The organism is Azospirillum sp. TSH64 (assembly GCF_003116035.1).
Lineage (GTDB): Bacteria > Pseudomonadota > Alphaproteobacteria > Azospirillales > Azospirillaceae > Azospirillum.
Genome location: NZ_LGQW01000015.1, coordinates 4,387,314 through 4,410,653 on the forward strand (window position 1 = coordinate 4,387,314; position 23,340 = coordinate 4,410,653).

24 protein-coding genes are annotated in these 23,340 nt (G+C 67.9%); 15 read left to right on the forward strand and 9 right to left on the reverse strand.

Annotated elements, in window-relative coordinates; all coding sequences use genetic code 11:
- Positions 1-437: 437 nt before the first annotated feature.
- The gene (locus TSH64_RS21235) at positions 438-1,772 is read left to right on the forward strand and encodes an ATP-binding protein (protein WP_247873075.1); all 1,335 of its coding nucleotides are present in this window, start codon (positions 438-440) and stop codon (positions 1,770-1,772) included.
- Complete coding sequence (locus TSH64_RS21240) at positions 1,769-2,401, forward strand: response regulator transcription factor (RefSeq protein ID WP_109448010.1); 633 nt, start codon at positions 1,769-1,771, stop codon at positions 2,399-2,401. Before TSH64_RS21235 ends, TSH64_RS21240 begins: the two co-directional genes overlap by 4 nt.
- 6 nt (positions 2,402-2,407) lie before the next feature.
- Here TSH64_RS21240 and mntR read toward each other — a convergent pair whose 3' ends face one another.
- The gene (gene mntR / locus TSH64_RS21245) at positions 2,408-2,842 is read right to left on the reverse strand and encodes a manganese-binding transcriptional regulator MntR (RefSeq protein WP_247873076.1); all 435 of its coding nucleotides are present in this window, start codon (positions 2,840-2,842) and stop codon (positions 2,408-2,410) included.
- A 113-nt stretch (positions 2,843-2,955) separates the two neighbouring features.
- Between mntR and TSH64_RS21250 the strand changes: the two genes are divergently transcribed.
- The 3 genes from TSH64_RS21250 (at position 2,956) to TSH64_RS21260 (ending at position 5,742) form a co-directional block, all read left to right on the forward strand.
- Positions 2,956-4,314 (forward strand): Nramp family divalent metal transporter, encoded by a 1,359-nt coding sequence (locus tag TSH64_RS21250; protein WP_109448013.1) that lies wholly within the window; start codon positions 2,956-2,958, stop codon positions 4,312-4,314.
- Positions 4,315-4,392: 78 nt separating this feature from the next.
- A complete protein-coding gene (locus TSH64_RS21255; RefSeq protein WP_109448014.1) occupies positions 4,393-4,830 on the forward strand; it encodes a hypothetical protein in 438 nt (145 codons plus the stop codon).
- An 84-nt stretch (positions 4,831-4,914) separates the two neighbouring features.
- Positions 4,915-5,742, forward strand: coding sequence for a MetQ/NlpA family ABC transporter substrate-binding protein (locus TSH64_RS21260; protein WP_109448015.1), 828 nt, complete (start codon positions 4,915-4,917; stop codon positions 5,740-5,742).
- Positions 5,743-5,810: 68 nt separating this feature from the next.
- On the opposite strand, the gene TSH64_RS21265 is transcribed toward TSH64_RS21260, so the two are convergent.
- Complete coding sequence (locus TSH64_RS21265; protein ID WP_247873077.1) at positions 5,811-6,308, reverse strand: nuclear transport factor 2 family protein; 498 nt, start codon at positions 6,306-6,308, stop codon at positions 5,811-5,813.
- 280 nt (positions 6,309-6,588) lie between these two features.
- On the opposite strand from TSH64_RS21265, the gene TSH64_RS21270 reads away from it, so the two are divergent.
- Positions 6,589-6,966: a hypothetical protein gene (locus tag TSH64_RS21270; protein ID WP_109448016.1), complete on the forward strand. Its 378-nt coding sequence runs from the start codon at positions 6,589-6,591 to the stop codon at positions 6,964-6,966.
- Between the two features lie 11 nt (positions 6,967-6,977).
- Here TSH64_RS21270 and TSH64_RS21275 read toward each other — a convergent pair whose 3' ends face one another.
- The 6 genes from TSH64_RS21275 to TSH64_RS21300 all read right to left on the reverse strand — a co-directional run bounded on the left by TSH64_RS21275 (position 6,978) and on the right by TSH64_RS21300 (position 12,762).
- Positions 6,978-7,514: an HD domain-containing protein gene (locus TSH64_RS21275; RefSeq protein ID WP_109050895.1), complete on the reverse strand. Its 537-nt coding sequence runs from the start codon at positions 7,512-7,514 to the stop codon at positions 6,978-6,980.
- Between the two features lie 276 nt (positions 7,515-7,790).
- On the reverse strand, positions 7,791-8,843 hold the full coding sequence (speB, locus tag TSH64_RS21280) for an agmatinase (protein ID WP_109448017.1): 1,053 nt from the start codon (positions 8,841-8,843) through the stop codon (positions 7,791-7,793).
- A gap of 37 nt (positions 8,844-8,880) precedes the next feature.
- Positions 8,881-9,678 (reverse strand): ABC transporter permease, encoded by a 798-nt coding sequence (locus TSH64_RS21285; RefSeq protein ID WP_109448018.1) that lies wholly within the window; start codon positions 9,676-9,678, stop codon positions 8,881-8,883.
- Entirely contained in the window at positions 9,678-10,529 is an 852-nt protein-coding gene (locus TSH64_RS21290) for an ABC transporter permease (RefSeq protein ID WP_109448020.1), read from the reverse strand. Before TSH64_RS21290 ends, TSH64_RS21285 begins: the two co-directional genes overlap by 1 nt.
- Complete coding sequence (locus TSH64_RS21295; RefSeq protein ID WP_109448022.1) at positions 10,526-11,587, reverse strand: ABC transporter ATP-binding protein; 1,062 nt, start codon at positions 11,585-11,587, stop codon at positions 10,526-10,528. The genes TSH64_RS21290 and TSH64_RS21295 overlap by 4 nt, the downstream gene beginning before the upstream one ends.
- 74 nt (positions 11,588-11,661) lie before the next feature.
- Positions 11,662-12,762, reverse strand: a complete 1,101-nt coding sequence (locus TSH64_RS21300; RefSeq protein ID WP_109448024.1) for an ABC transporter substrate-binding protein — start codon at positions 12,760-12,762, stop codon at positions 11,662-11,664.
- Positions 12,763-12,926: 164 nt separating this feature from the next.
- Between TSH64_RS21300 and TSH64_RS21305 the strand changes: the two genes are divergently transcribed.
- From TSH64_RS21305 to TSH64_RS21345, 9 genes are all read left to right on the forward strand, one after another.
- Positions 12,927-13,835, forward strand: a complete 909-nt coding sequence (locus tag TSH64_RS21305) for a LysR family transcriptional regulator (protein ID WP_109448026.1) — start codon at positions 12,927-12,929, stop codon at positions 13,833-13,835.
- A 95-nt stretch (positions 13,836-13,930) separates the two neighbouring features.
- Entirely contained in the window at positions 13,931-15,526 is a 1,596-nt protein-coding gene (locus tag TSH64_RS21310) for a gamma-glutamyltransferase family protein (RefSeq protein ID WP_109448028.1), read from the forward strand.
- Between the two features lie 136 nt (positions 15,527-15,662).
- Complete coding sequence (locus TSH64_RS21315) at positions 15,663-16,382, forward strand: GntR family transcriptional regulator (RefSeq protein ID WP_109448030.1); 720 nt, start codon at positions 15,663-15,665, stop codon at positions 16,380-16,382.
- A 57-nt stretch (positions 16,383-16,439) separates the two neighbouring features.
- On the forward strand, positions 16,440-17,303 hold the full coding sequence (locus TSH64_RS21320; RefSeq protein ID WP_199237624.1) for a transporter substrate-binding domain-containing protein: 864 nt from the start codon (positions 16,440-16,442) through the stop codon (positions 17,301-17,303).
- Between the two features lie 34 nt (positions 17,304-17,337).
- Positions 17,338-18,003, forward strand: coding sequence for an amino acid ABC transporter permease (locus tag TSH64_RS21325; protein ID WP_109448032.1), 666 nt, complete (start codon positions 17,338-17,340; stop codon positions 18,001-18,003).
- Positions 18,004-18,015: 12 nt separating this feature from the next.
- On the forward strand, positions 18,016-18,681 hold the full coding sequence (locus TSH64_RS21330) for an amino acid ABC transporter permease (RefSeq protein WP_109448034.1): 666 nt from the start codon (positions 18,016-18,018) through the stop codon (positions 18,679-18,681).
- Positions 18,682-18,707: 26 nt separating this feature from the next.
- Positions 18,708-19,499 (forward strand): amino acid ABC transporter ATP-binding protein, encoded by a 792-nt coding sequence (locus TSH64_RS21335; RefSeq protein ID WP_109448036.1) that lies wholly within the window; start codon positions 18,708-18,710, stop codon positions 19,497-19,499.
- A gap of 58 nt (positions 19,500-19,557) precedes the next feature.
- Positions 19,558-20,481, forward strand: a complete 924-nt coding sequence (locus tag TSH64_RS21340; protein ID WP_109448038.1) for an aminotransferase class IV — start codon at positions 19,558-19,560, stop codon at positions 20,479-20,481.
- 48 nt (positions 20,482-20,529) lie between these two features.
- The gene (locus TSH64_RS21345) at positions 20,530-22,308 is read left to right on the forward strand and encodes a chloride channel protein (protein ID WP_109448040.1); all 1,779 of its coding nucleotides are present in this window, start codon (positions 20,530-20,532) and stop codon (positions 22,306-22,308) included.
- Between the two features lie 28 nt (positions 22,309-22,336).
- Here the strand turns inward: TSH64_RS21345 and TSH64_RS21350 are convergent, their stop codons facing one another.
- Complete coding sequence (locus TSH64_RS21350) at positions 22,337-23,266, reverse strand: LysR substrate-binding domain-containing protein (RefSeq protein ID WP_109448042.1); 930 nt, start codon at positions 23,264-23,266, stop codon at positions 22,337-22,339.
- Between the last annotated feature and the right edge of the window lie 74 nt (positions 23,267-23,340).

Consider the following 23,340-nt stretch of genomic DNA (forward strand, 5'->3'; position numbering starts at 1 on the left):
AACACGGCCTGCGCAGCCGTGCCGGCGATGGCGTCACGCCGGCCCGATCCCGTTCCTGCAAGCGGCGGGAGGCGATGCCGCCCCAGTACCGGGATGAGCCGAGCGTGACGATGTCGCGCCAGAAAGCCGTTGCCTTCTGAATGGCAGGACCCTTTTCAGGCCGGCCTGTGCATCCCGCCCGGCGCACAGCACCATGTCTTGCCGGCTCCAATAGTCTCCCGGACGGAGCCATGGTTCCATTCGACAATCCGGGGAAGAACTTCTTGACACAGCTCCATGATGACATCCCGGATCGACCGGGATTTTTTCCCGTTCGATGCGGTACACGGCCAGGATCGGCATCCGCACTGTGGATCGATTGTGCGAAGGGTGGATGGCACCCAAACAGATGGATGGGTTAGCATTCCGTCGATGGTCGTATTTCGGAGTGGGCGCTGGTGTCGCTGAGGATGCGCATCCTGGCCCTGATCGGGCTTTTCCTTCTGCTGATGGCCACCGCCGGCGGTGCGGTGATGGTCGCCAATGCCCGCGATGCCGTTCGCGCAGAAATGGCCTCCGCCCTCGAACTGGGCGGCGCGTTGAGTCTCGCGGTGGCAGAGCGCGGTGACATCCCCGGCGGCATCGCCATGCTGAACGGGCTGGGGCTGCGCCACCTGCGTTTCATCGGGGCCGACGGCCTGCCGAGTTCGGAACCGGCGGACCGGCGCGTGCCGGACTGGTTCGCAGCACTGATCGGCGTCGATCTGCAAGAGCGGCAGCTGGCAGCCGGCAAGCTGCGCATCGTTGCCGAGCCCTGGGACGAGATCGCCGAGGTCTGGGAGGACATGACCGATCTCGCCGCCGCAACGCTAGTGGTCGGGCTGCTGCTGATGGGGGCCGCCTATCTGGCGGTCGGGCGCGCCCTGGTTCCGCTGGCACGGCTGGAGGCCGGGGTGGAAAAGCTACGTGCCGGCCATTACGCATTTTCCTTCGATGGCCGCGGGGTTCCCGAACTCGACCGGCTGGGAACCGGAATCGCCGCGCTGGCCCACGGGCTGGCAGCGGCGGAGGCGGAGAACCGGCGGGCCGGCCAGCGCATCGTCGCGGCGCAGGATGCCGAACGGCGGGAGGTCGCCCGCGAAATCCACGACGAACTCGGTGCCGCCCTCTTCGCGATCAAGGTGGATGCCGGTCGCATCCTGCGCCTGCGGGAGGGTGGAAGCGATGGGGACGCCACCAACGAAGCGGCCGAACGCGCCGGCAAGATCCTGGACACCGCGGCGGAGGTCCACCGGCTGAGCCGCCGCCTGCTGGCCCGCCTGCGCCCCGCCCTGCTGGACCAGTTGCCGCTGAGCGAGGCGCTGGCCGAACTGGCCGGCGACTGGATGCGGCGCCAGCCCGACGTCGCCCTGACCCTCGCCATCGAGCCGGCCGCGGCGGTGGCGGAGCTGGACGGCTGCGACGACGTGCTGCGGCTGACCGTCTACCGGCTGGTGCAGGAATCGTTGCTCAACGCTTTTCGCCATGCCAAACCGTCGGCGGTCGCCGTCGATCTGCGGGTCGATCCCGAGACGGTCGAGATCATCGTCGCCGATGACGGACCCGGCCTGCCGGACGGCGACGAAGCGGCAAGGAACGGCTTCGGGATTTCCGGCATGGCGGAACGGGTGCACACTCTGGGCGGCAGCCTGTCGATCGGAACCGCAGCCGGCGGCGGCACCCGTGTGTCGGCCCGCCTGCCCCGGCCCGCCCAGTCGCCATCCTCGCCGGCAGCATTGGAGCGCATGGCGTGACCCACACCATTCTTCTGGTCGACGACCATCCCATCGTCCGGGCCGGCTGCCAGCGCCTGCTGGCCGAAGCGGCGCTCGGCCGCGTGGTGGAGGCGGAGGATGTCGGCAGCGCGCTGGAGCTGTGGCGGGCCGAGCGGCCGGACGTCGTCGTCCTCGACCTCAATATTCCGGGCGACGGCGGCGGCATGGCCGTGCTGCGGACCATCCGCCAGGAAAACCCGGCGGTCCCGGTCCTGATTTTCAGCATGCATGAGGATCCGGCCATCGCCGCCCGCGCGCTGAAGGCCGGCGCCCGCGGCTATGTCACCAAGAACGACGCCCCGGACAGCCTGGCCTCCGCCATCGGCACGGTGCTGGCCGGCCGCATCCATCTGGACAGCGGGCTTGCCCGCGATCTGGCACTGATGAGCCTGTCGCCGCCGTCCGATCCGCTGGCCGCCCTGACCCAGCGGGAACGGGAAATCCTGGCCCTGGTCGGACGCGGGATGACGGCGGCGGCCATCGCGGAGCGGCTGGGGATAAGCCAGAAGACGGTCGCCAACAGCTGTACCCAGATCAAGGACAAGCTGGGCGCCGACAGTGCCCGCGCCCTGATCCGCATCGCCATCGACAACGGTCTCGCCGACTGAACGGCGTCAGCCCTGGGCCAGCGCGCGGCGGAAGGCGTCCAGCGTCTCGGCGCTGACATGGTGCTCGATGCCTTCGGCATCGATGCGCGCCGTGTCGGCGCTGACACCGAGGGAGCGGAGGAAGGCCACCACCGTCCGGTGCCGCTCCCGGCTTTCCTCGGCGATCCGCCGGCCGGCATCGGTCAGGAACACCGCCCGGTAGGGTTTGCGATAGACCAGCCCGTCGGCCGCAAGCCGGTCCAGCATGCGGGCGACGGTGGGCTGCGCTACCCCAAGCCTTGCGGCAATGTCGACCTGCCGCGCCTCCTGCCCGCTTTCGATCAGGTCGGCGATCAGCTCCACATAGTCCTCGGCCAGGGCGGTCCGCTGTGCCTCCCGCGTCTTGCGGAAGCCCTCGGCATGGAGTTCGGCATCGGGAAGGTCCGCATCGCTGTCAGTCACGCCCACCCGCCCGGAAAAATGTTCGGATGCTGAAAGTATAGCACCTTGCATACTCGTTGTCCCGGTACATACTTGATTGATACCAGTTCGCATCTTGGCCGGGAGTCACGCCGATGTCGGAAGCCGAAGCCGCCGTGCCGCCCCACCGGGCCTGGAGATATTCCAGTCCGGACGGGGAAGTCCGGCCGAGCCTGCCGGAGGTCCATGCCTCCGTCGCGGTGCCGCAGGGCGGCCTGTGGCTGCGTCGGCTGATGGCCTTCGCCGGGCCGGGCTACATGGTGTCGGTCGGCTACATGGACCCCGGCAACTGGGCGACCGACCTCGCCGGCGGGTCGCAGTTCGGCTATACGCTGCTGTCGGTCATCATGCTGTCGAACCTGATGGCAATCCTGCTGCAATCGCTGTCGGCCCGGCTGGGCATCGTCACCGGGCGCGATCTGGCGCAGGCCTGCCGCGACCATTACCCGCGCCCGGTCAATTTGATGCTGTGGGTGGCGTGCGAGGCGGCGATCATCGCCTGCGACCTTGCCGAGGTCATCGGCACCGCCATCGCGCTGAACCTGCTGTTCGGCATTCCACTGATCGGCGGCGCGCTGATCACGGCGCTCGACGCCTTCCTGGTGCTTCTGCTGATGCAGCGGGGTTTCCGCTATCTGGAAGCCTTTGTGGTGGCCCTGCTGACGGTCATCGCCGGCTGCTTCCTGGTGCAGATCATCGCCGCAGCCCCGCCGGTTGCCGCCGTGCTGCATGGCTTCGTGCCGACGACCCAGGTGGTGACCAACCCCGGCATGCTCTATGTCGCCATCGGCATCCTGGGGGCGACGGTGATGCCGCACAATCTCTACCTCCACTCCTCCATCGTGCAGACGCGTGCCTATCCGCGCACGGACGAGGGGCGGCGCGACGCCATCACCTGGGCCACCGTCGACAGCACCATCGCGCTGATGCTGGCCCTGTTCGTCAACGCGGCGATCCTGATCCTGGCGGCCAGCGTCTTCCACGGCAGCGGCCATACCGAGGTGGCGGAGATCGGCGAGGCATTCGAGCTGCTGTCGCCCCTGCTGGGCCTGGGCATCGCCTCGACCCTGTTTGCGGTGGCGCTGCTGGCGTCGGGCCTCAATTCCACCGTCACGGCGACGCTGGCCGGGCAGATCGTGATGGAAGGGTTCCTGCGGCTGCGGCTGCCGCACTCGATGCGCCGGCTGCTGACCCGCGGCCTCGCCATCATCCCGGTGGTGGTGGTGACGGCGCTCTACGGCGAAAGCGGCACGGCCCAGTTGCTGGTGTTCAGCCAGGTCGTGCTGTCGATGCAGCTTCCCTTCGCGGTGATCCCGCTGGTCCGCTTCGTCACCGACCGCGGCAAGATGGGCCGCTTCGTCGTGCCCGGCTGGGTCGCCGGGCTGTCCTGGGTCGTCGCCGGCCTGATCGTCGTGCTGAATCTCAAATTGTTGTACGACACTGTTCTGGGCTGAGCTCTGTTGTGCATCGGGCGGGACGCGTTATCTGAAGGTCCGTCCCGAATGAGTGCGCATCGCCGCGGAGGATCGGACATGACCATCGGCCGTCAGCGACTGATGTCGGCTTGGCGCGGCGGGCTTCTCGCCGCAGCCACCCTGCTGTCCGCCTCCTGCGCCAACCCGCAGGCCGAGTTGGCTCTGCGTGCGCCCGAGGCGATGGTCGGGATGAGCAAGGGCAGCCTGCTGTCCTGTGCTGGCGTGCCGGAACGCTCCGCCGTCAACGGCGACGCGGAGTATCTGGCCTACACCCGTCGGCAGACCCTGGTCGACCGCGACGTGGATTGGGAGCCCAGCCCCTGGCTCGGCCCGCGCGGACCGATGCTGTGGCAGCCCGACGTGACGACCTGGTCCCGGACCTACAGTTGCGAAGCGACCTTCGAGCTGCATGGCGGCCGGGTCACCGCGGTGCGCTACAACGACAGGCGCGACCCCACACTGTGCTATCAGATCGTCGGAAATTGCATGCGCTAGGCATCGGCCGGTCGGGCTATCTGGCTGCCTCTCGGCGCCCCGTCAAAGACCGGGGGCCGAGAGGCAAAAGATAAAGGAATCGACATGCAAGGCAAAACAACGTCCTGGCTGCGCCGGGCTGGACTGGCCGGCGGCATTGCCCTGGCCCTCCTCACCACCCAGATCGCCGCCCACATCGCCGAAGCCGCTGCCGAGACCGTGAAGCTCGGCGTCATGGGCGGTGCGGAGGAGGAGATCGCCGAGGTGGCGAAAACGGTGGCAGCCGGCAAGGGTCTGACCGTCGAACTGATCACCTTTTCCGACTACAACATCCCCAACGCGGCGCTGGATGCCGGTGACCTCGACGCCAACGCCTTCCAGCACAAGCCCTATCTGGAGGCCCAGATCGCCGCGCGCGGCTATAAAATCGTGCCCATCGGCTTCACCATCGTCGAGCCGATGGGGCTCTATTCCCGCAAGATCAAATCCGTCGGCGATCTGAAGCCCGGCTCCAGCATCGGAATTCCGAACGACCCCAGCAACGGCGGCCGTGCGCTGAACCTGCTGGCGGCCAATGGCCTGATCACGCTGGCGCCCGGCAAGGGCCTGTCGCCGAGCATCCTCGACATCGCCGAGAATCCGAAGAAGCTCAAGCTGGTGGAACTGGAGGCGGCACAGCTGCCGCGTGCCTTGGAAGACTTCGACGCGGCGATCATCAACACCGACTATGCGGTGAATTCCGGCCTGACGCCGTCGAAGGACGCGCTGATCCAGGAGCCGCGCGAAGGCAACCCCTACGGCAACTTCATCGCCGCGCGGGAAAAGGACAAGGACCGTCCCGCCCTGAAGACGCTGGTCGAGTCCTTCCAGTCCAAGGAGGTCCGCGACTTCCTGGAGACCCGGTTCAAGGGTGCGATCCTGCCAGCCTGGTAACTGATGCCCTGCCGCCTCTCCCTTCGCGGGTGGGAGGCGGCAGAATCCCCGATCAGACGGTCGGGCGGTCAGGCCGCCGGAAGCGGCGAGGCCTGACGGGCGAGCAGCTTCCAGGCGCCGTCGACCTTCTTCCAGACCTGCAGCACCTTGATGTGGGCGGTGTTGGTCTTGCCGTCCGGCAGGTTGTTGACCGAATCGAAGGTGTGGCGGGCGACCGCGATATCGCCGACCACCTGGATCGCATGGTCGCTGAGATCCAGCGCCTTGAAGGCGTTCTTGCCGTCGAGGCTGCCGACGAAGGCGGCCTTGTCCTCCAGCCGGCTGTTAGAGTGGCCGTAGGTCAGCTGGTCCATCGTCATCGCCCGCAGCGTGGCGCCATCGCCCGCCAGCATGGCGTCGCGAAGGCCGTTCACCGCCTTCGCCACCGCCTGCTGGTCGTCATCGGCGGCAAACGCACCCCCCAGTGGCGCGATGGCGGCGGGCATCGCCAGCCCGGCGGCAGCGGCGGCGAGCAGAAGGCGGCGCGAGCGGATGTGGCCGGATTTGAACGCAGTCTTCTTGAGCATGGTGACCCTCCCATTCGATTGCAGTCACGCCCACCCGGAACGTCGGCAGGCCCACAATGTAATATACTAGTATCCACGTCAGTGCCACAAACCGTTGGGGTTTGCGCCGGTTCGCCGCAGAGGAACGGATCGGCCCCCCCCGATTGATTTCCGGTTGGCATGCCCCCATCCGCATGGGCTATGTGACTTTCCGGAGATCATCTTGTGATTGGCTGCGCCGGACGGGGCGGGCGGCTATGCTCCCGGCCGCGGAGACGGATTTGAAAGCGGGGAGAGGGGCATGAGGACCAGACGGCGAAAACTGCCGCGCAAGCGCAAGGGCCGGCAGGCAACCGCAGTTCGCGGGTCGGCAGGGGAGCCGGTCAATACCGGACGGCCGTCCCAGGGTGGCTTGACGACGGCCATCAGGGGGACCGCGGCAACCGCGGGCATGGCGGCCAAGGGCCGTGGCCGGGTGCGCTACGTGCCCACGCCGGACGCCGCCGCCGGCCGCTTCCTCAGCCCGGAACAGCAATTTCTGCTGAAGAAGCGGCGCGAGGCCGAACAGCGCGAGGCGAAGGACCGGCGCACCGCCTTCGCCATCATCCTGGTGCTGGTGCTTCTGGCGGCGGGTGCGGTCGCCGGTCTGGTCTGGCTCTGGCGGTCGTCAGCCCTCTGACATCGCCGCGCTCAATGCGTCGCCCCGGCCAGTGCTGCGGCGTAGCGTTCGGCCAGCAGCGGGCTGGCGGCGGCACAGGCCTCCGCCACGAGGCGGGAGCCCTGGACATAGGCGTCGGCCCGCTCGACGCTCCAGGACAGCGGGCGTTCGACCGCCAGCGCCTGCAGGATGGAGATCTGCTCGGCAAGCTTGATGCGCTTGGCCCCTTCGGGCGCGGCGGCGAGGCGGGCGGCCTGGATCGCCTTGCGCTCCGCAATCGCCTTGCCGACATCCTCCGGCGCGTCGCTGACGGCGGCGACGAGGTCGGCGACCTCCTGCCCGAACCGCCGGGCCAGATCGGCGACGTTGGTCAGCCCATCCTCCACCGCGTCGTGCAGCCAGGCCGCGGCGATCTCGGCGGGCGTGCCCCCGGCCTGCGCCACGAGTTCCGCCGTTTCCGAAAGATGCGAGACGAAGGGCGTGCGCGCCCGGTCGGGCCGATAGGTGCCGTCATGCAGTTCCGCCGCGTAGCGCAGCGCAGCGATGACCACTTCCTTGTCCATAGACATGTGCTCTCCTCCGCGCCGCGGGCGGGCGGCGGAGGCCATGGCCCGTCCTAGCGGCGACAGTCCGCAAGGATGCCCGGTCGGGCGGCGCCCGCGGTTAAGGCGCGGCGGCGACCGATCCCCGAATGTTCGCAACCGGGCGGGGAGATGGTCCGCCCTGGAGGGGCCGAAGTCCAGGCCCTCGGCCGGCGGCACATCGCCGCGGCCTGACCTCCAGGGTTGGCAGAACAGGACGGAAGCCGCCTTGGCCCGTCGAACGCGCATCCTCGGCTGCCAGCCTCAGCTCCGCCGCTGCTCCAGCGCCTTGACGGCGAGGCACAGGATCTCGAACAGCATCTGCGCACCGGCCTGGGCAGTGGTGGTGTTGGCGTCATACTGCGGCGCCACCTCCACCACGTCGCCACCGATGACGTCCAGCCCGGCCAGCCCGCGCAGAAGCTCGATTGCCTCACGCGTGCTCAGCCCGCCGATCTCCGGCGTGCCGGTGCCCGGCGCGAACACCGGGTCGAGGCAGTCCACATCGAAGGAGACATAGACCGGCCCGTCACCGACCACCCGGCGGGCCTGCTCGATCACCGCGGGGATGCCGCGCTGCGCCACCTCCTCGGCATGGATCACCGTCATGCCGGACTCGTAGGAGAACTCCCAGAGGAACTCGGTGCTGCCGCGGATGCCGATCTGCACCGTGCGCTCCGGGTCGAGCACGCCGTCCAGCACCGCCTGGCGGAAGGGACCGCCATGGTGGAACTTGGACCCTTCATAGGGGCCGCCGGTGTCGCAATGGGCATCGAAATGGATCATGCCGACCGGCCGGTCCCGTCCCACCGCCTTCAGGATCGACTGGCTGATCGAGTGGTCGCCGCCGACCGACAGCGGGATCACCCCGGCATCCATCACTTTGTCGTAGAAGCTCTCGATGTCGTGATGGCAGGCTTCCAGGCTGAAACGGCTGGACAGCGGCACATCGCCGACATCGGCCATCCGGCAGGCCGCCGCCGGCACCATCTTCAGCACATATTCGTAAGGACCGATCCGCTCGATGGTCCGCACCGCCCGCGGACCGAAGCGGGCGCCGGCGCGGTTGGTCACCCCCAGATCCATCGGCACGCCGATCAGCGCAACCTCCAGCCCGCCGAAATCGGGCAGTTCGGGCGCGTCCGGACGGTATGGCGCGTCGAGCAGGGTGGAGACCCCGGCGAAGGGCTGGGTCCGTCGCCCCCCGGCGGAGAATTGCAAGGCAGCGACTCGCTGGAATTCGGGAGAGTGGATGTCGGCACCGCCGCTGCCGCTGTATTTCTCGCGCAGACGGTTGAGCTTGTCCGGATCGATCATTTTGCAAGGTCTCCTGTCGGAAGGTCAGTCGGCCCAGTCAGTCCTGCTTTATCCAGGCGCCCAGCAGGCGCGGCAGGTCGCCGAAGCGGGCGATCAGCCCGAAGACGGCGGCGGTCAGCAGCACGAACAGCACGGTGACGGCGGCCATGGTCGGCGTGTAGCCGTAGCGCAGGGCGTTGAAGATCTTGATCGGCAGCGTTTCCAGCGTGAAGCCGGCGACCATGTAGGCGACGATATATTCGTTGAGTGACAGCACGAAGGCGAAGGCGAAGCCGGAAATCATGTATGGCCGCACCAGCGGCATCACCACCGTCCGCAGCACGGTGCGGTCGTCGGCCCCCATGGTCGAAGCGGCCTCGACAAAGCTGCGATCCACCGCGCCGAAGCCCAGCGACAACGTGACCAGCGGCAGGGTGACGAAGAAGACGGCGTGGCTGACCACCACCGTCCACGGCTCGCCATACTGCCCGAAGGTGGACCAGAAGCTGAGGAACCCCAGCGCGGTGATGACCGGCGGCAGGATGAAGGGGGCCATGCCCAGCACCTCGAACGCCCGCGCCCAGGGCGCCCGCCAGCGCCAGATGAACCATGCCAGGGGAAAGGCGATGGCGACCGCCAGGGCCGCCGACGCCGCCGCCACCACAAGGCTGGCGATCAGCGCCCCGCGCCAGCCGGGATCGGTGAAGATCTCAGCATACCAGGACAGCGACAGTCCCTTGGGCGGGAAGTCGAGCGAGCGCTTGGCATTCAGCGACACCCCCGCCACCACCAGGATCGGTGCCGCCAGGACGAGGCCGATCAGGCCGGCCATCAGGCTGTTGAGCCAGCGCAGCATCACGCCTCCTCCTTGCGTCCGAACAGCAGGGACAGCCCGACCAGCGCCAGACTGACCAGCACCAGGAAGACCGCCATCGCCGCGGCGAACGGCATGTTGGACTGGTAGATCGCCTGATCGGTGATCAGCACCGACAGGGTCCAGTGCTGCGGCCGTCCCAGAAGCTGCGGCAGCAGGTAGCTGCCCAGCGCGAAGACGAAGGCCATGATCAGGGTGGCGACGATGGTGTTGCGCTGGGCCGGCACCACCACGGTGAAGAAGGCCTTGAGCGGCGAAGCCCCCAGCGTCCGCGATGCCTCCACCAGCGCCGGGTCGAGCCGTGCCAGCGCCGGATAGAGCACCAGCACGGTGTAGGGGAAGGCCTGATAGACCATGCCGGCCAGCAGCGCGCCGAAGCTGGGCGACAGCGATTGCGGCTCCGCCATCAGCCCGACCGCCACCAGCAGGTTGGTGATGCCGGCGGTGCGCGACAGCAGGGTCGACCAGGCGAAGCCGATGATCACCTCCGACAGCGACAGGATCGACAGCAGGAAGACCAGCCAGCGCACCTGGGCCGCCCTCGGCAGCCGCGCCAGCCGGTAGGTGAAGGGGAAGCCGATGCCGACCGCCACCACGGCCACCAATGCCGCCAACTCCAGCGAGAAGGACAGGACCCCGCCGAAGAAGGCGCTGAGGAAGCGCTCGTAATTGGCAAACACCAGATCGGGCTCGTAGAAGCCGCCGGGAATCCGGCGGGCGACGCTGACCGCGATCATCAGGCCGAAGGGAATGACGAAGAAGACGACCAGCATCAGCGCCGGGAACAGGATCGGCGCATGTTCGCCCAGGCTGCGGGGGGCGCGGCGGATCATGACACCCTCCCCTCCGGCGGCAGGATGACGCAGGCCTCGGCCGGAATCTCGACGATGACGGCGGCACCCGGTTCGACCGAGGGACGGTCCTGCGGCCGGGTCAGAGCCACGATCTCCCGCCCGGCGACATCGATGCGGAACTCGACGCTGGCGCCGAGATCGCGGACGAAGGACAGGGTTCCGGCCAGCCGGTTTGCCCCTCCAGCCGCGGTCGCCGGATGCAACAACACCTCCTCCGGCCTGACCGACAGCAGAGCACGCCCATGCGGCGGCAATCCGGCCAGGGCCAGTTCGCCTCCCGGCACGCTGGCACGGCCGGGGACCGTCACCTCGCCCTCCAGCAGGTTGGTCATGCCGATGAAGTCGGCGACGAAGGCGTCGGCGGGCCGGCGATAGACCTCCATCGGCGGGGCGGCCTGACGGATCCGCCCTTCCGACATCACCACCACCAGATCGGCCATGGTCATCGCTTCCCGCTGGTCGTGGGTGACGACGATGGTGGTGATGCCCAGCCGCCGCTGAAGCTGCTTCAGTTCGATCTGCATCGCCTCGCGCAGCTTGGCGTCGAGCGCCGACAGCGGTTCGTCGAGCAGGAACAGCTTCGGCTCCAGCGCCAGGGCGCGGGCGATGGCGACGCGCTGGCGCTGACCGCCCGACAGCCGCGACACCGGCCGGTCCGCCATTCCGGGCAGGCGCACCAGCTCCAGCAGGCTGTCCGCCCGGCGGCGGCGTTCATCGGCCGGAACGCCGCGGATGCGCAGGGGATAGGCGATGTTCTCCCCGGCGCTGAGATGGGGGAACAGGGCCAGCGACTGGAACACCATGCCGAAATCCCGCTTGTGGGCGGGGGTCGCGGTGATGTCGCGGTCGTCGATCAGCATCTGGCCGCCGGAGGGTTCCTCCAGCCCGGCGATCATCCGCAACAGCGTGGTCTTGCCGCAGCCGGAGGGGCCCAGCAGGCAGACGAACTGACCGTGCGGGATGCGCAGGCTCGCCCCATGCACCGCGGTGAAGCTGCCGTAACGCTTGGTGAGACCGTCGAGAACGAGGGCGGACATGGGCGGGCCTTCGGATCGTTCGGAAAGGACGGAGCCCTTCCCCTCGCACTCGGGGGGAGAAGGGCACTCGCGGATCAGCCCACGATCATTTCCGTCCATTTCTGGTTCAGCCAGTCGGCCTTCGACACATAGAGGTCATAGCGCGGAACGATGGGCGCCAGATCGGAGGAGACCGCGGCGAACTCCTTGTCCGTCAGGTCGGTGGCCGACCGGTCGATGGTCGGCGAGGTGCCGACCTTGCGCGACAGCAGCGCCTGGATTTGCGGCTGGCACATGTAGTCGATGAAGACGTGGGCCAGATCGCCGGCCTTGGACGCCTTGGATACCGCCCAGCTGCCGGAATCGAGGATGCCGCCCTCCTTGGGGAAGGTGGAGCGCACCGGATGGCCGTCGGCGGCGGCAAGGCCGGTAACGTCGTGGTAATATTGCCCCATCGGGACTTCACCCGACTTCAGCGCCGCCTCGAATTGCGCCTCGTCGCGGTACCAAAGCTTCACATTGTTCTTCAGCTCGGCCAGCTTCTTGAAGCACTCCAACTGGCCCTGTTCGCTGTCGAGATGCTTGGAGCCGCCGAAGAAGGTGGCGGCGGTCACGTCCAGCAGGAAGGAGTTGGAGACCAGCGCCAGCAGGCCGAGCTTGTCCTTGTTGGCCGGGTCCCACAGCGCCGCCCAGCTTTCCGGAGGTTGGGGGTAGCTCTTGGTGTTGGTCACCAGGGTGATGTACCAGGACACCGCACCGATGCCCGACAGGCGGCCGTCAGGATACTTGTTCATCAGCGCCGGCTTGACCTTGGCGGCGTTCGGCAGCTTGGCGGGATCGAGCGGCGCCCACAGCTCGGCCGCCATGCCCTTCAGCATCGCCACCTGGGACATCATCGACACGTCGGCCGGAGCCTGCTTGGCACGGGCCGCCTGCTCAAGCTGGATCAGCCATGCCTCGCCCGTCGGTTCGGCCACCGCCTCCACCGCGATGCCGGTCGCCTTGGTGAAGTCCGGGAAGATGTGCTTGTCGAAGCTGTCTTTGAAATAGCCGCCATAAACCCCGACCTTCAACGACTTCGATTGGGCCCGAACGATGGAGGGAAAGCCCACCGCCCCCACCGCCGCAGCTGCGCCCGCCCCAGCCAGCACCGTCCGTCTGCCGAGTCTTCTGTCCAGTCCTGCCCCGATCGCCATAGCGTGTCTCCCTCTCGTCGTTGGTCAGCCCCGATGGAAGTGCATGCCGGAATTAGACGGTGACTTTGCGTCTCCACACATCCCGAATTCTTTGTATCTTACTTCGACAGGAGCCGAAGTAAGACCGGCCCATTCCCTATCCAGGCCCAAGGATTCCCGATCGCATGAGCCGGATGACCATCGAGACCGCCGATCTGCGGCTCTTTCGCCTGTTCATGACGGTGGTCGAGGCCGGTGGCTTTACTGCGGCGCAAGGCGAACTGAACCTGTCCCTTTCCACCATCTCCACCCATTTCGCCGAACTGGAAGGGCGGCTGGGGGTGCGGCTGTGCCGGCGCGGCCGCTCCGGCTTCAAGCTGACGGAAGAGGGGCAGGCGGTCTATGACGAGTTGCGGCGGGTGTTCGACACGCTGGACCGCTTCGGCGCCCGGGTGCGGGGTCTGCGCGACCGCCTGACCGGCACCCTCAGCATCGGGCTGGTGGACAACACGCTGACCGACGCCAATTTCCCGCTGGAACGGGTGATCACCCGCTTCGCCGACGCCGCTCCCGAGGTCAACCTCGCCATCGTCACCCGGCCGCCCAACGAGCTGCTGCGCGACGTGGTCGGCGGCGAGCTGCACCTCGCCATCGCCAGCTTTCCGCGGATCGTGCCGGGCCTCTCCTACATCGACCTCTACACGGAAACCAACCTGTTCTACTGCGGGGCCGGCCATCCGCTGTTCGACCGTCCGGACGACATGGTCGATCTGGATGAGGTGCGCCGTCACCGGCTGGTGGCCCGCAGCTATTGGGGGGCGCGCGACATCAAGATCTTCGCGATCAGCGCGCCGCATGCGACCGTCAGCGACATGGAAGGCGCCGCCCGGCTGATCCTGTCCGGCCGCTATCTCGGCTATCTGCCCGACCATTACGCCGCCCCCTTCGTCCAGGCCGGACGGCTGCGCGCCCTGCTGCCGCGGGTGCTCTCCTATCACTCGCCGTTCCAGATCGCCGTCCATGGCGACCGGGCCAGGACGCCGGTGGTCGATCTGTTCATGACCCTGACGCGGGAGGAGATCGCCAGCCGCTGATCGGCCGCCGCTGATGCCCCTTCAGATCTGCCTGCGATGATGGGATTTGGTATACCATACTCCCAAAGACCAACATCGGGGAGTCGACGGAGACCATGCGCAACTTCGAAGAACCGGGCCGGTCGCTCGCCATGGGGCGCAACGGCATGGCCGCTACCTCGCATCCGGCGGCAACCCTGACGGCGGTCGAGATCCTCAAGGCCGGCGGCACGGCCGTCGATGCCGCGGTGGCGGCCTGCGCGGTCCAGAGCGTGGTCGAAGCGGGTTCGACCGGAATCGGTGGGGACTGCTTCGCCATGGTCGCCCCGCAGGGTAGGACCGACATCCGCGCCTACAACGGCTCCGGCCGCACCCCGGCGGCGATGACGCTGGAGCGCCTGCGGGCGGCGGGCGTCACCGCTCTCGACCGCCACTCCCCACATGCGGTTACGGTTCCGGGTGCTGTGGATGCCTGGGCGCGGCTGGTCGCCGACCATGGCCGCCTCCCCCTGAGCGAGATCTTCGCTCCGGCCATCGCCATGGCGCGCGAGGGCTATGCCGTCACCCCGCGGGTCTCGCACGACCTCGCCCAGCAGACCGATCTGCTCCGCCAAAACCCAGCCGCCGCCACCACCTTCCTGGTGGACGGAGAGGCCCCCGCAGCCGGTACCGTCCAGACCCAGCCGCTGCTGGCCGACACGCTGGAGGTCATCGGACGCGACGGGCCGGGCGCCTTCTACCGCGGCGCCATCGCCGAGGACATGGTGGAGTGCCTGCGGGCGGCGGGCGGTTTCCACAGCCTGGAGGATTTCGCCGGGGCCAGGGGTGAGTACGTCACGCCAATCAGGACCGATTACCGCGGCCGCACCATCCATGAATGCCCGCCGAACGGACAGGGCGTCATCGCCCTGATGATCCTGAACATCCTCAAGCGCTTCCGGCCCGCCGGCGATCCGCTCGACCCCGACGGCCTGCATGTGGAGATCGAGGCGACCCGACTCGCCTATGCGGCGCGCGACGCCTTCCTGGCCGATCCGGCGCAGGCCGGACCGTCGATGGTCGATCAATTGCTGTCCGATGAGCTGGCCGACGAACTGGCCGCCCGCATCGACACCGCCCGCGCGCTGGAGATCGGCGGGGGGTTCGACGCTGTCGAGCACAAGGACACCGTTTACATCGCCGTGGTCGACAAGGATCGGACGGCTGTCAGCTTCATCAGCTCGATCTTCCATCCCTATGGCAGCGGGCTGATGGCGCCGCGCTCCGGCGTGCTGTTCCACAACCGGGGCCAGAGCTTCTCCCTGGTCGATGGGCATCCCAACATGGTGGCGCCGCGCAAGCGGCCGATGCACACCATCATTCCGGGCATGGTCACCGAAAACGGCCGCGTCAGCCTGACCTTCGGCGTCATGGGCGGGCATTACCAGGCGATGGGCCACGCCCATTTCCTGTCGAAGCTGTTCGACCATGGGTTGGACATCCAGAGCGCCATCGACCTGCCGCGCCTGTTCCCCCTTCCTGGCACCCTCACCGTGGAAGCGGAATCGGCCATCCGCAACAGGGCTGGGGCGGAACTGACCCGCCGGGGCTTCACAGTAACGGCACCCAGCGGGGCCATCGGCGGCGCCCAGGCCATCGCCATCGACTGGGAGCGCGGAATCCTGCTGGGCGGCTCCGACCACCGGAAGGACGGGTGCGCGCTGGGCTACTGACGCGCCATCGGCGGCGACGCCGTGCGAAGGACCATGGTCGCCACATCATAGTCCTTCGGCTACGAAGCAATGTCGGTTGACAGGCTCATAGTCACGGCTCACATTGTCAACAATCGACTGTCTACGGCGAGGGCGCATGTCCGACGGAGCGAAGGGCAAGGTTGCGGGATCGGTCCTGGCGCGTGTGCCGAAAGCGACCTTCCGCGCCCACATCGCGGATGGGCTGCGGGCCGCGATCCTCAATGGCGACATCGAGCCCGGCGCGCAGCTTGTCGAGACCGCGCTCGCCGACCAGTTCGGGGTCAGCCGCGGGCCCTTGCGCGAAGCCATGCGGCAACTGATCGACGAGGGGTTGCTGATTGCAGTGCCCTACACCGGCACCCATGTCGTCGGCCTGTCGGTCGATGACGTGCGCGAAATTTATTCGATGCGCGTCACACTGGAGATTTTCGCCTTCGAACAGATCTGGGCGCGGCGCGACCAAGCGTTCCGCCAGGGCCTCGTCGCCCGGCGCGATGCCCTCACCGCCTGCATCGACGCCGAGGACGATGCCGCCAGCATCGTCGCCGAGTTGCAACTGCACGGCTTCGTCTATGAGGCAACCGGGCACAAGCTGCTGATCCGGACCTGGGACAGCATCCGTGGACGCTTGCAGCTCTATTGGGCGGCGCACCACCGCGCACACGGCATCCGCGGCCCGCGCCGCGACGGCCATGACCGCTATGTGGAAATGGCTCTTTCCGACGATTTCGACACGCTGAAGTCCGAAATCACCGACCACATGGCCCGTGGCGGCCGGCAGACCGAAGACTTCCTGCGGGGCCGCGAGGCCCGCGCTGCCGCCCAAAGTCCCTGACGGAACGCTTCCGACCGAACCCACGAAAAAACGACGAACGGACAGAGGAGGTTTACGATGACCATCGACCAGTGGAACATGGGCCGCAGGACGCTGCTCGGCCTTGCTGCCGGCGCCACCGCTGCTGCCGCCGTCGGACTGTCGGCTTTGCCGGCGCTCGCCGCCTCGCCTTCCACCCTGGACAAGGTCAAGGAGAGCAAGCGCCTGCGCATCGGCGTGACCTCGGCCGAGCCCTGGTTCTTCAAGGATCCGATGACCGAGACCTGGACCGGCGTCGGCGTGGCGATGGGGCAGCGGCTTGCCGCCAGCCTCGGCGCCACTTTGGTTCCGGTGGAGACGACCTGGGCCAACGCAGTGGGGGCGCTCCAGGCCGACCAGATCGACCTGATGTTCGTCCTCGACCCGACCGAGGAACGGCGCAAGGCCATCGACTTCCCAGACGCCCCGCTCTTCTATTATGCCATGGGCGCGCTGGTCGCCGGCGATTCGACCATCAAGAGCTGGGCGGACATCGACAAGCCGGGCCTGCGCATCGGCGTGACGCTCGGCACCTCGCTGGACAAGAACGTGACGGCGCTGGTGAAGCAGGCGGCGATCAACCGCTTCTCCAACAACGACGAGACCATCGCCGCCTTCGCCGCCAAGCGCATCGACGTCGCCGTCCAGTTCCATCCGGCACTCGTCGTCCAGCAGACCCGCCTGCGCCTGGGCAAGGTCATCCTGCCCGAACCGGTCGAGCCGGTGGCCACCAGCGTCGGCCTGCGCAAGGAGGAGAACCCGGCCTTCCGCGACTGGCTGGACGGGCAGTTGAAGACGCTCTATGCCGACGGTGTCCCCGATCAACTGTTCGCCGGCTACCTGAAGTCGAAGAACGTCGATGCCTCGAAGATTCCGGGCCTGATCAAGGAAGCTTGGCACTGACAGCCCGAGGCCATTGGAAATCTGAGGACGCCGCATGAGCTACCAATGGGATTTCTCGCCGGTCCTGACGCGATGGCCGCTGCTGCTCGACGGTCTGCTCAACACGGTAAAGATCGCTGCCATCGCCATCGTCTTCGGCGTCCTCGTCGGGCTGGTCCTGGCTCTGCTGCGGCTGTCGCCGCGCCGGCTTCTGCGCCTGCCGGCGGCGGTCTTCGTCGAGTTCTACCGGAACACGCCGCCCATCGTGCATTTCTTCTGGTTCTTCTACGCCTTGCCGGTGGTGCTGAACATCAGCCTCGACCCGCTGGTCGCCGCCGTGCTCGCCCTGTCCACCCAGTCCGGCGCCTTCTATGCCGAGGTGTTCCGCGGCGGCATCCGCTCCATCGAGCGCGGCCAGTGGGAAGGAGCCAAGGCGCTGGGCATGACCCACACGCAGCTGATGCGGCGCATCGTGGTGCCGCAGGCGGCGACGCGCATGGTCGCCCCCTTCGTCGAACGTTCCTTCGAACTGATCAAGACCACGGCGCTCGCCTCGACGCTGGCTTATGGCGAGCTGCTCTATCAGGCGATGATGGTGAACAGCGAAACCTTCCGGCCGCTGGAGGTCTACACCGCCGTCGCCCTGCTCTATCTCGTGCTGCTGGTCTCGTGCAGCGCGCTGGCCCGGGTCGCCGAGGCGCGGCTGACCGCCTACCGCTGAGGAGAACGGCAGATGGATTACGCCTTCGACTTCGCCCTGGTGGTGGAGACCTTCCCGATCCTGATGCGCGGCTTCGTGGTGACGCTGGAGCTGTGGCTGCCCAGCCTCGCCATCGGGCTGGCCGCCGGGCTCGTCCTGGCGCTCGCCCGGCTGTCGCGCAGCCGGCTGCTGCGCGGCGGCAGCCTCGTCTACATCGAGCTGTTCCGCGACACGCCGGTGCTGATCCAGCTGATCTGGTTCTACTACGCCTTCCCCATCCTGATCGGGGTGCAGCTGTCGCCCTTCACGGCAGCGCTGCTCGCGCTGGCGCTGAACACCTCGGCCTACGGGGCGGAGATCTTCCGCGGCGGCATCCAATCCATCGCCCGCGGCCAGTGGGAGGGGGCGAAGGCGCTGGGCATGCGGCACGCCGATGTGCTGCGCCGGATCATCCTGCCGCAGGTCTTCAAGCTGATGCTGCCGGCCTTCACCAACCGCGCGGTGGAGGTGGCGAAGATGTCGTCGCTGGCCTCCGTGCTGTCGGTCCATGAGCTGATGTATCAGGGCCGGCTTTTGAGTTCGACCTACTACCGTCCCTTTGAAATCCTTACGACCGTGGCGGTTGTCTATTTCGTCCTGATCTATCCGGCCACCTTCCTGTCGATGACCCTCGAACGCCGCATGGCCGGCAAGGGCTGACCGTCATGCAAGCGGAGACTCCGTCCATGCCAGACTCCACCCGCCCGCCCATCCTGCAGGTATCCGGCCTCCACAAATGGTTCGGGGCGCTGCATGTACTGCAGGGGATCGATTTCTCCGTGGCCGCCGGCGAGCGCGTCGCCATCATCGGCGGCAGCGGATCGGGGAAGAGCACCTTCCTGCGCTGCCTCAATTTCATGGAGATGCCCACATCCGGCCGGATCGCGCTCGACGGCACGCCGCTGGGCCGCACATCCGCCGGCAAACCCGACGAGGTGCGCTATCCCGAAAGCGAGCTGTGCCGGGTCCGCGAGCGCGTCGGCATGGTGTTCCAGCAGTTCAACCTGTTCCCGCACATGACCGTGCTGGAGAACGCCATGGAAGGGCTGGTCACCGTCAAGCGGATGAAGAAGGCGGAGGCGCGCGAGCGGGCGCTGCGCGAGCTGGACAAGGTCGGGCTGGGCGGCAAAACCGACGTCTATCCCGGACGGCTGTCAGGCGGCCAGCAGCAGCGGGTGGCCATCGCCCGCGCGCTCGCCATGGAGCCGGAAATCCTGCTGTTCGACGAGCCGACCTCCTCGCTCGACCCCGAGCTGGTGGGCGAGGTGCTGCGCGTCATCCGGCAACTGGCGGAGGAGGGGCGGACCATGCTGCTCGTCACCCACGAGCTTGGCTTCGCCTATCATTTCGCCACCAAGGTGATCTTCCTCGCCGACGGCGTCTTCCACGAGGTCGGGACGCCGGACGAGGTGCTGAAGCATCCCAAGCAGGAGCGCACGCGCGCCTTCCTGGAACGTTTCACCGAATTTTCCTTCTGAGAGCATCCGTAAAAACAGGCGGCGCAAAGCTGGTGGCCGCCGGGAAAGGGTACATACGATGGTTTCCAACAGCACGGTCAGCCAGACGAGTTCGCAGGGCTATGTCGACGACAGCCGCAACGAGGAGGTGCTGATCTATGTGAACGGCGCGTTCTTCCGGCGCGACGAGGCGAAGATCTCGGTCTTCGACGCCGGTTTCGTGCTGGGCGACGGTGTGTGGGAGGGACTGCGGCTGGTCAAGGGCCGCATCCTGGCGCTGGATGACCATATGGATCGGCTGTACGAGGGCGCCAACGCCATCCAGCTCGACATCGGCATGACGCGCCAGGAGCTGGTCGCGGCGATCCAGGCCACGCTGGACTGCAACGGCATGACCGACGGCGCCCACATCCGCCTGATGGTCACCCGTGGCCGCAAGAAGACGCCGAACCAGGATCCGCGCTTCGCGCTGGGGCAGGCGACCATCGTCATCATCGCCGAATACAAGGCGCCGAAGCCGGAATCGAAGGCCAAGGGGCTGTCGCTGTTCACCTCGACCATCCGGTGCAGCGGTCCCGACGTGTTCGACCTGCGCCTCAACTCGCACAGCCGGCTGAATTTCATCCAGGCACTGATCCAGGCGATCAATGCCGGGGCCGACGAGGCGCTGATGCTCGACTCCCACGGTTTCGTGGCGAGCTGCAACTCGACCAACTTCTTCATCGTCCGCAAGGGCGAACTCTGGACCTCCACCGGCCGCTTCAACTTCAAGGGCATCACCCGCGCCAAGACAATCGATCTCTACCGCAAGGACGGCCGCACGGTGCGCGAGCACGACTTCACCCTGGCGGAGGTCTATGCTGCCGACGAAGCCTTCGTCACCGGCACGCTGGGCGGCATCACGCCGGTGGTGCGGATCGACGGCCGGCAGATCGGCGACGGCAAGCCGGGGCCGGTCACCGCGCACATCGCCGAGCTGTATGCCCAGGCGATGCTCGGCTGACGGCTGGGCCGTCCACGCACTCCAACGCCGGAGGCGGCGCGCCGTCGCATGTTCCACTCGCTGAAAGCCAGGCTGTCCCGTCCGGAACAGCAGGATCCAGGCATCAGGGCTCCTGCCTGGCTGCGCGCCTTCGTGCGCGGCGACGAGATCTGGCTGGCGGTGCTGGCCGCCGGCATCGGCATCGTCTCCGCCGGACTCGTCGCCGCCATCGTCACCGCGGTGCAGTCGCTCCATCACATCCTGTTCGCGGTGGAGGGCCACGATGTCAGCGGGGCCGCCGCCGTCGATCCCTGGCGGGCGGCGCTGGTCCCGGTCGCCGGGGGCGGCCTGATGGCGGGGCTCGGCTGGCTGCTCGCCCGGCTTCCCCGCCTGTCTATCATCGATCCGGTTGAGGCGAATGCGCTGCATGGCGGGCGCATTCCCATCCACGGCAGCCTGCTGCTGGTGCTGCAAACCATGCTGTCGAACGGCTTCGGCGCCTCGGTCGGCATGGAGGCCGGCTATGCCCAGGCCGGTGCCATGGTGGCATCCAAGCTCGGCCGCATCTTCCATGTCCGGCGCGGCGACCTGCGCACGCTGGTCGGCTGCGGCACCGCCGCGGCAATCGCGGCGGCCTTCGACGCGCCGCTGACCGGCGCCTTCTATGCTTTCGAGCTGGTGATCGCCAGCTACTCGATCTCCACCCTGGCCCCGGTCGGCGTCGCCGCCATGACCGGCGTCGGCGTCATGCGGCTGATCCTGCCGCAGCCGTCGTTGCAGGTCGGCTTCGCCGGCAGTCTCGGGGCGGCCGATTACGCACTGGTCTGCCTGATGGGCGTGCTGTGCGCCCTGCTCGGCATCGCCATGATGCGGACGGTCGCGCTGGTGGAGGCGGTCTTCAACCGAAGCCGCGTTCCGGCCTGGGCCCGCCCGGTCGTCGGCGGATGCTGCATCGGGCTGCTGGCGCTCGCCACGCCGGTGGTGCTGTCGTCGGGCCACGGGGCGCTGCATGTCGGCTTCAACGCCTATTACACCGCCCCGGTCCTGCTGGCGCTGATCGGGCTGAAGGCGCTGGCCTCGGCGATCTCCATCGGGTCCGGCTTCCGTGGCGGCCTGTTCTTCGCCTCGCTGTTCCTGGGGGCGATGCTGGGCAAGCTGGTCGCCATCGGCTGGATGCTGGCGGTCGGGCTGACCATCCCGGCGGTGGTGATCGGCATCGTCGGCATGTGCGCCATGGCCACCGCGGTGCTCGGCGCTCCGCTGACCATGGCATTCCTCGCCCTGGAGGTCACCGGCAGCCTGCCCCTGACCATCGCGGTCCTGGCCGCCGCGGTGGTGTCGTCGATCACCGTCCGGCGGGTCTTCGGCTATTCCTTCGCCACCTGGCGCTTCCATCTGCGCGGCGAGTCGATCCGCAGCGCCGCCGACGTCGGCTGGATCCGCGACCTGACGGTCGGGCGCATGATGCGCAAGGATGTCCGCACTGTGCGCGACGACCAGACGCTCGCCCAGTTCCGCCGCGCCTTCCCGCTGGGGGCGACGCAGAGGGTGATCGTCGTCGATCAGGCCGACCGCTATGCCGGGATCGTCTTCGTCTCCGATGCCCACCGCGAGACGGCGGAGACGGTCGAACTCGCCGACCTCATCCGCCTCAAGACCGACATGCTGCTGCCCAACGTCAACATCCGCGAGGCGATGAAGAGCTTCGCCACGGCGGAGAGCGACGTACTGGCGGTGGTGGACGGCACCGACCGGATGCGGGTGATCGGGCTGCTCACCGAACAGCACGCGCTGAAGCGATACAACGAGGAGCTGGACGGACGGCTGCGCGAGGGCGGCCTGCTGTGATGAGCGGGGCGCAGCCGGACGCCCGCGATCAAGCGGTTGCGTCCCGCCGGCTTTCCTCGACCACCCAGCGGCGGAAGCGGTCGTGGCGTTCGTCCGGTCGGCGCCGGCTGGGCACGACGAGGAAATAGCCCCGTTCCGTCTGGATCGGCCGGTCGAGCAGGGAAACCAGATGCCCGTCCCGCATCAGGTCGTCGATCAGCGGGCTCCATCCCAGCGCCACCCCTTGGCCCATCAACGCGGCCTGCAGGACCAGCGGATAGTTGTTGAAGGTCAGCTCCTGGCCGCCGGCCGGCATCGGCAGCCCGTACAGGGTGAACCAGTCGCCCCAGGACAGCCACGCGGCTGGCCCGACGCTTTCCAGATGCAGGAGCGGCAGCGACGACAGGTCGGCCGGGCTGCCGGCGCCCCCGGCGGCAAGCGGCGCGCGGCTCGCCCGGAAGGCCGGGCTGCAGACCGGCAGCACCCGTTCCGGGAACAGCAGCTCCGCCTCGCAGCCGGGCCAATGGCCGTGCCCGAAGGTGATGGCGATGTCCGCCGCCTCGCGGCGCAGGTCGATTGCGGTCTGCATCGTCACGATCCGCACGTCCAGCTCGGGCAGCAGCTGGCGCAGGGCGCTGAGACGCGGCAGCAGCCAGCCGGCGGCGAAGCCGAAATCGGTGGCGACGTTCAGCACGCCCGGCCGGCGCCGGTCACGGATGCGGGTCACCGCGTCGCCGATGCCGTCCAGCGCGTCGCGCGTCGCCTCGTAGAGCCGCACGCCGTCCGGCGTCAGCGCCACCCCGCGGTGCAGGCGGCGGAACAGCGGCGTCCCCAGATCGGCCTCCAGCCAGCCGATCTGGTGGCTGACGGCCGACTGGGTGCAGGCAAGCTCGCGCGCGGCGGCGCTGAAGCTGAGCAGCCGGCCGGCGGCCTCGAAGAACAGCAGGGTGCGCAGCGGCGGCAGGCGGTCCTTTCCCATGAGCACCCTTCATGCCAGCATGATCAGACAGGGGCTTCACGCTCCCTGCCGGCTTGGTCAATTCTATCCTCCTC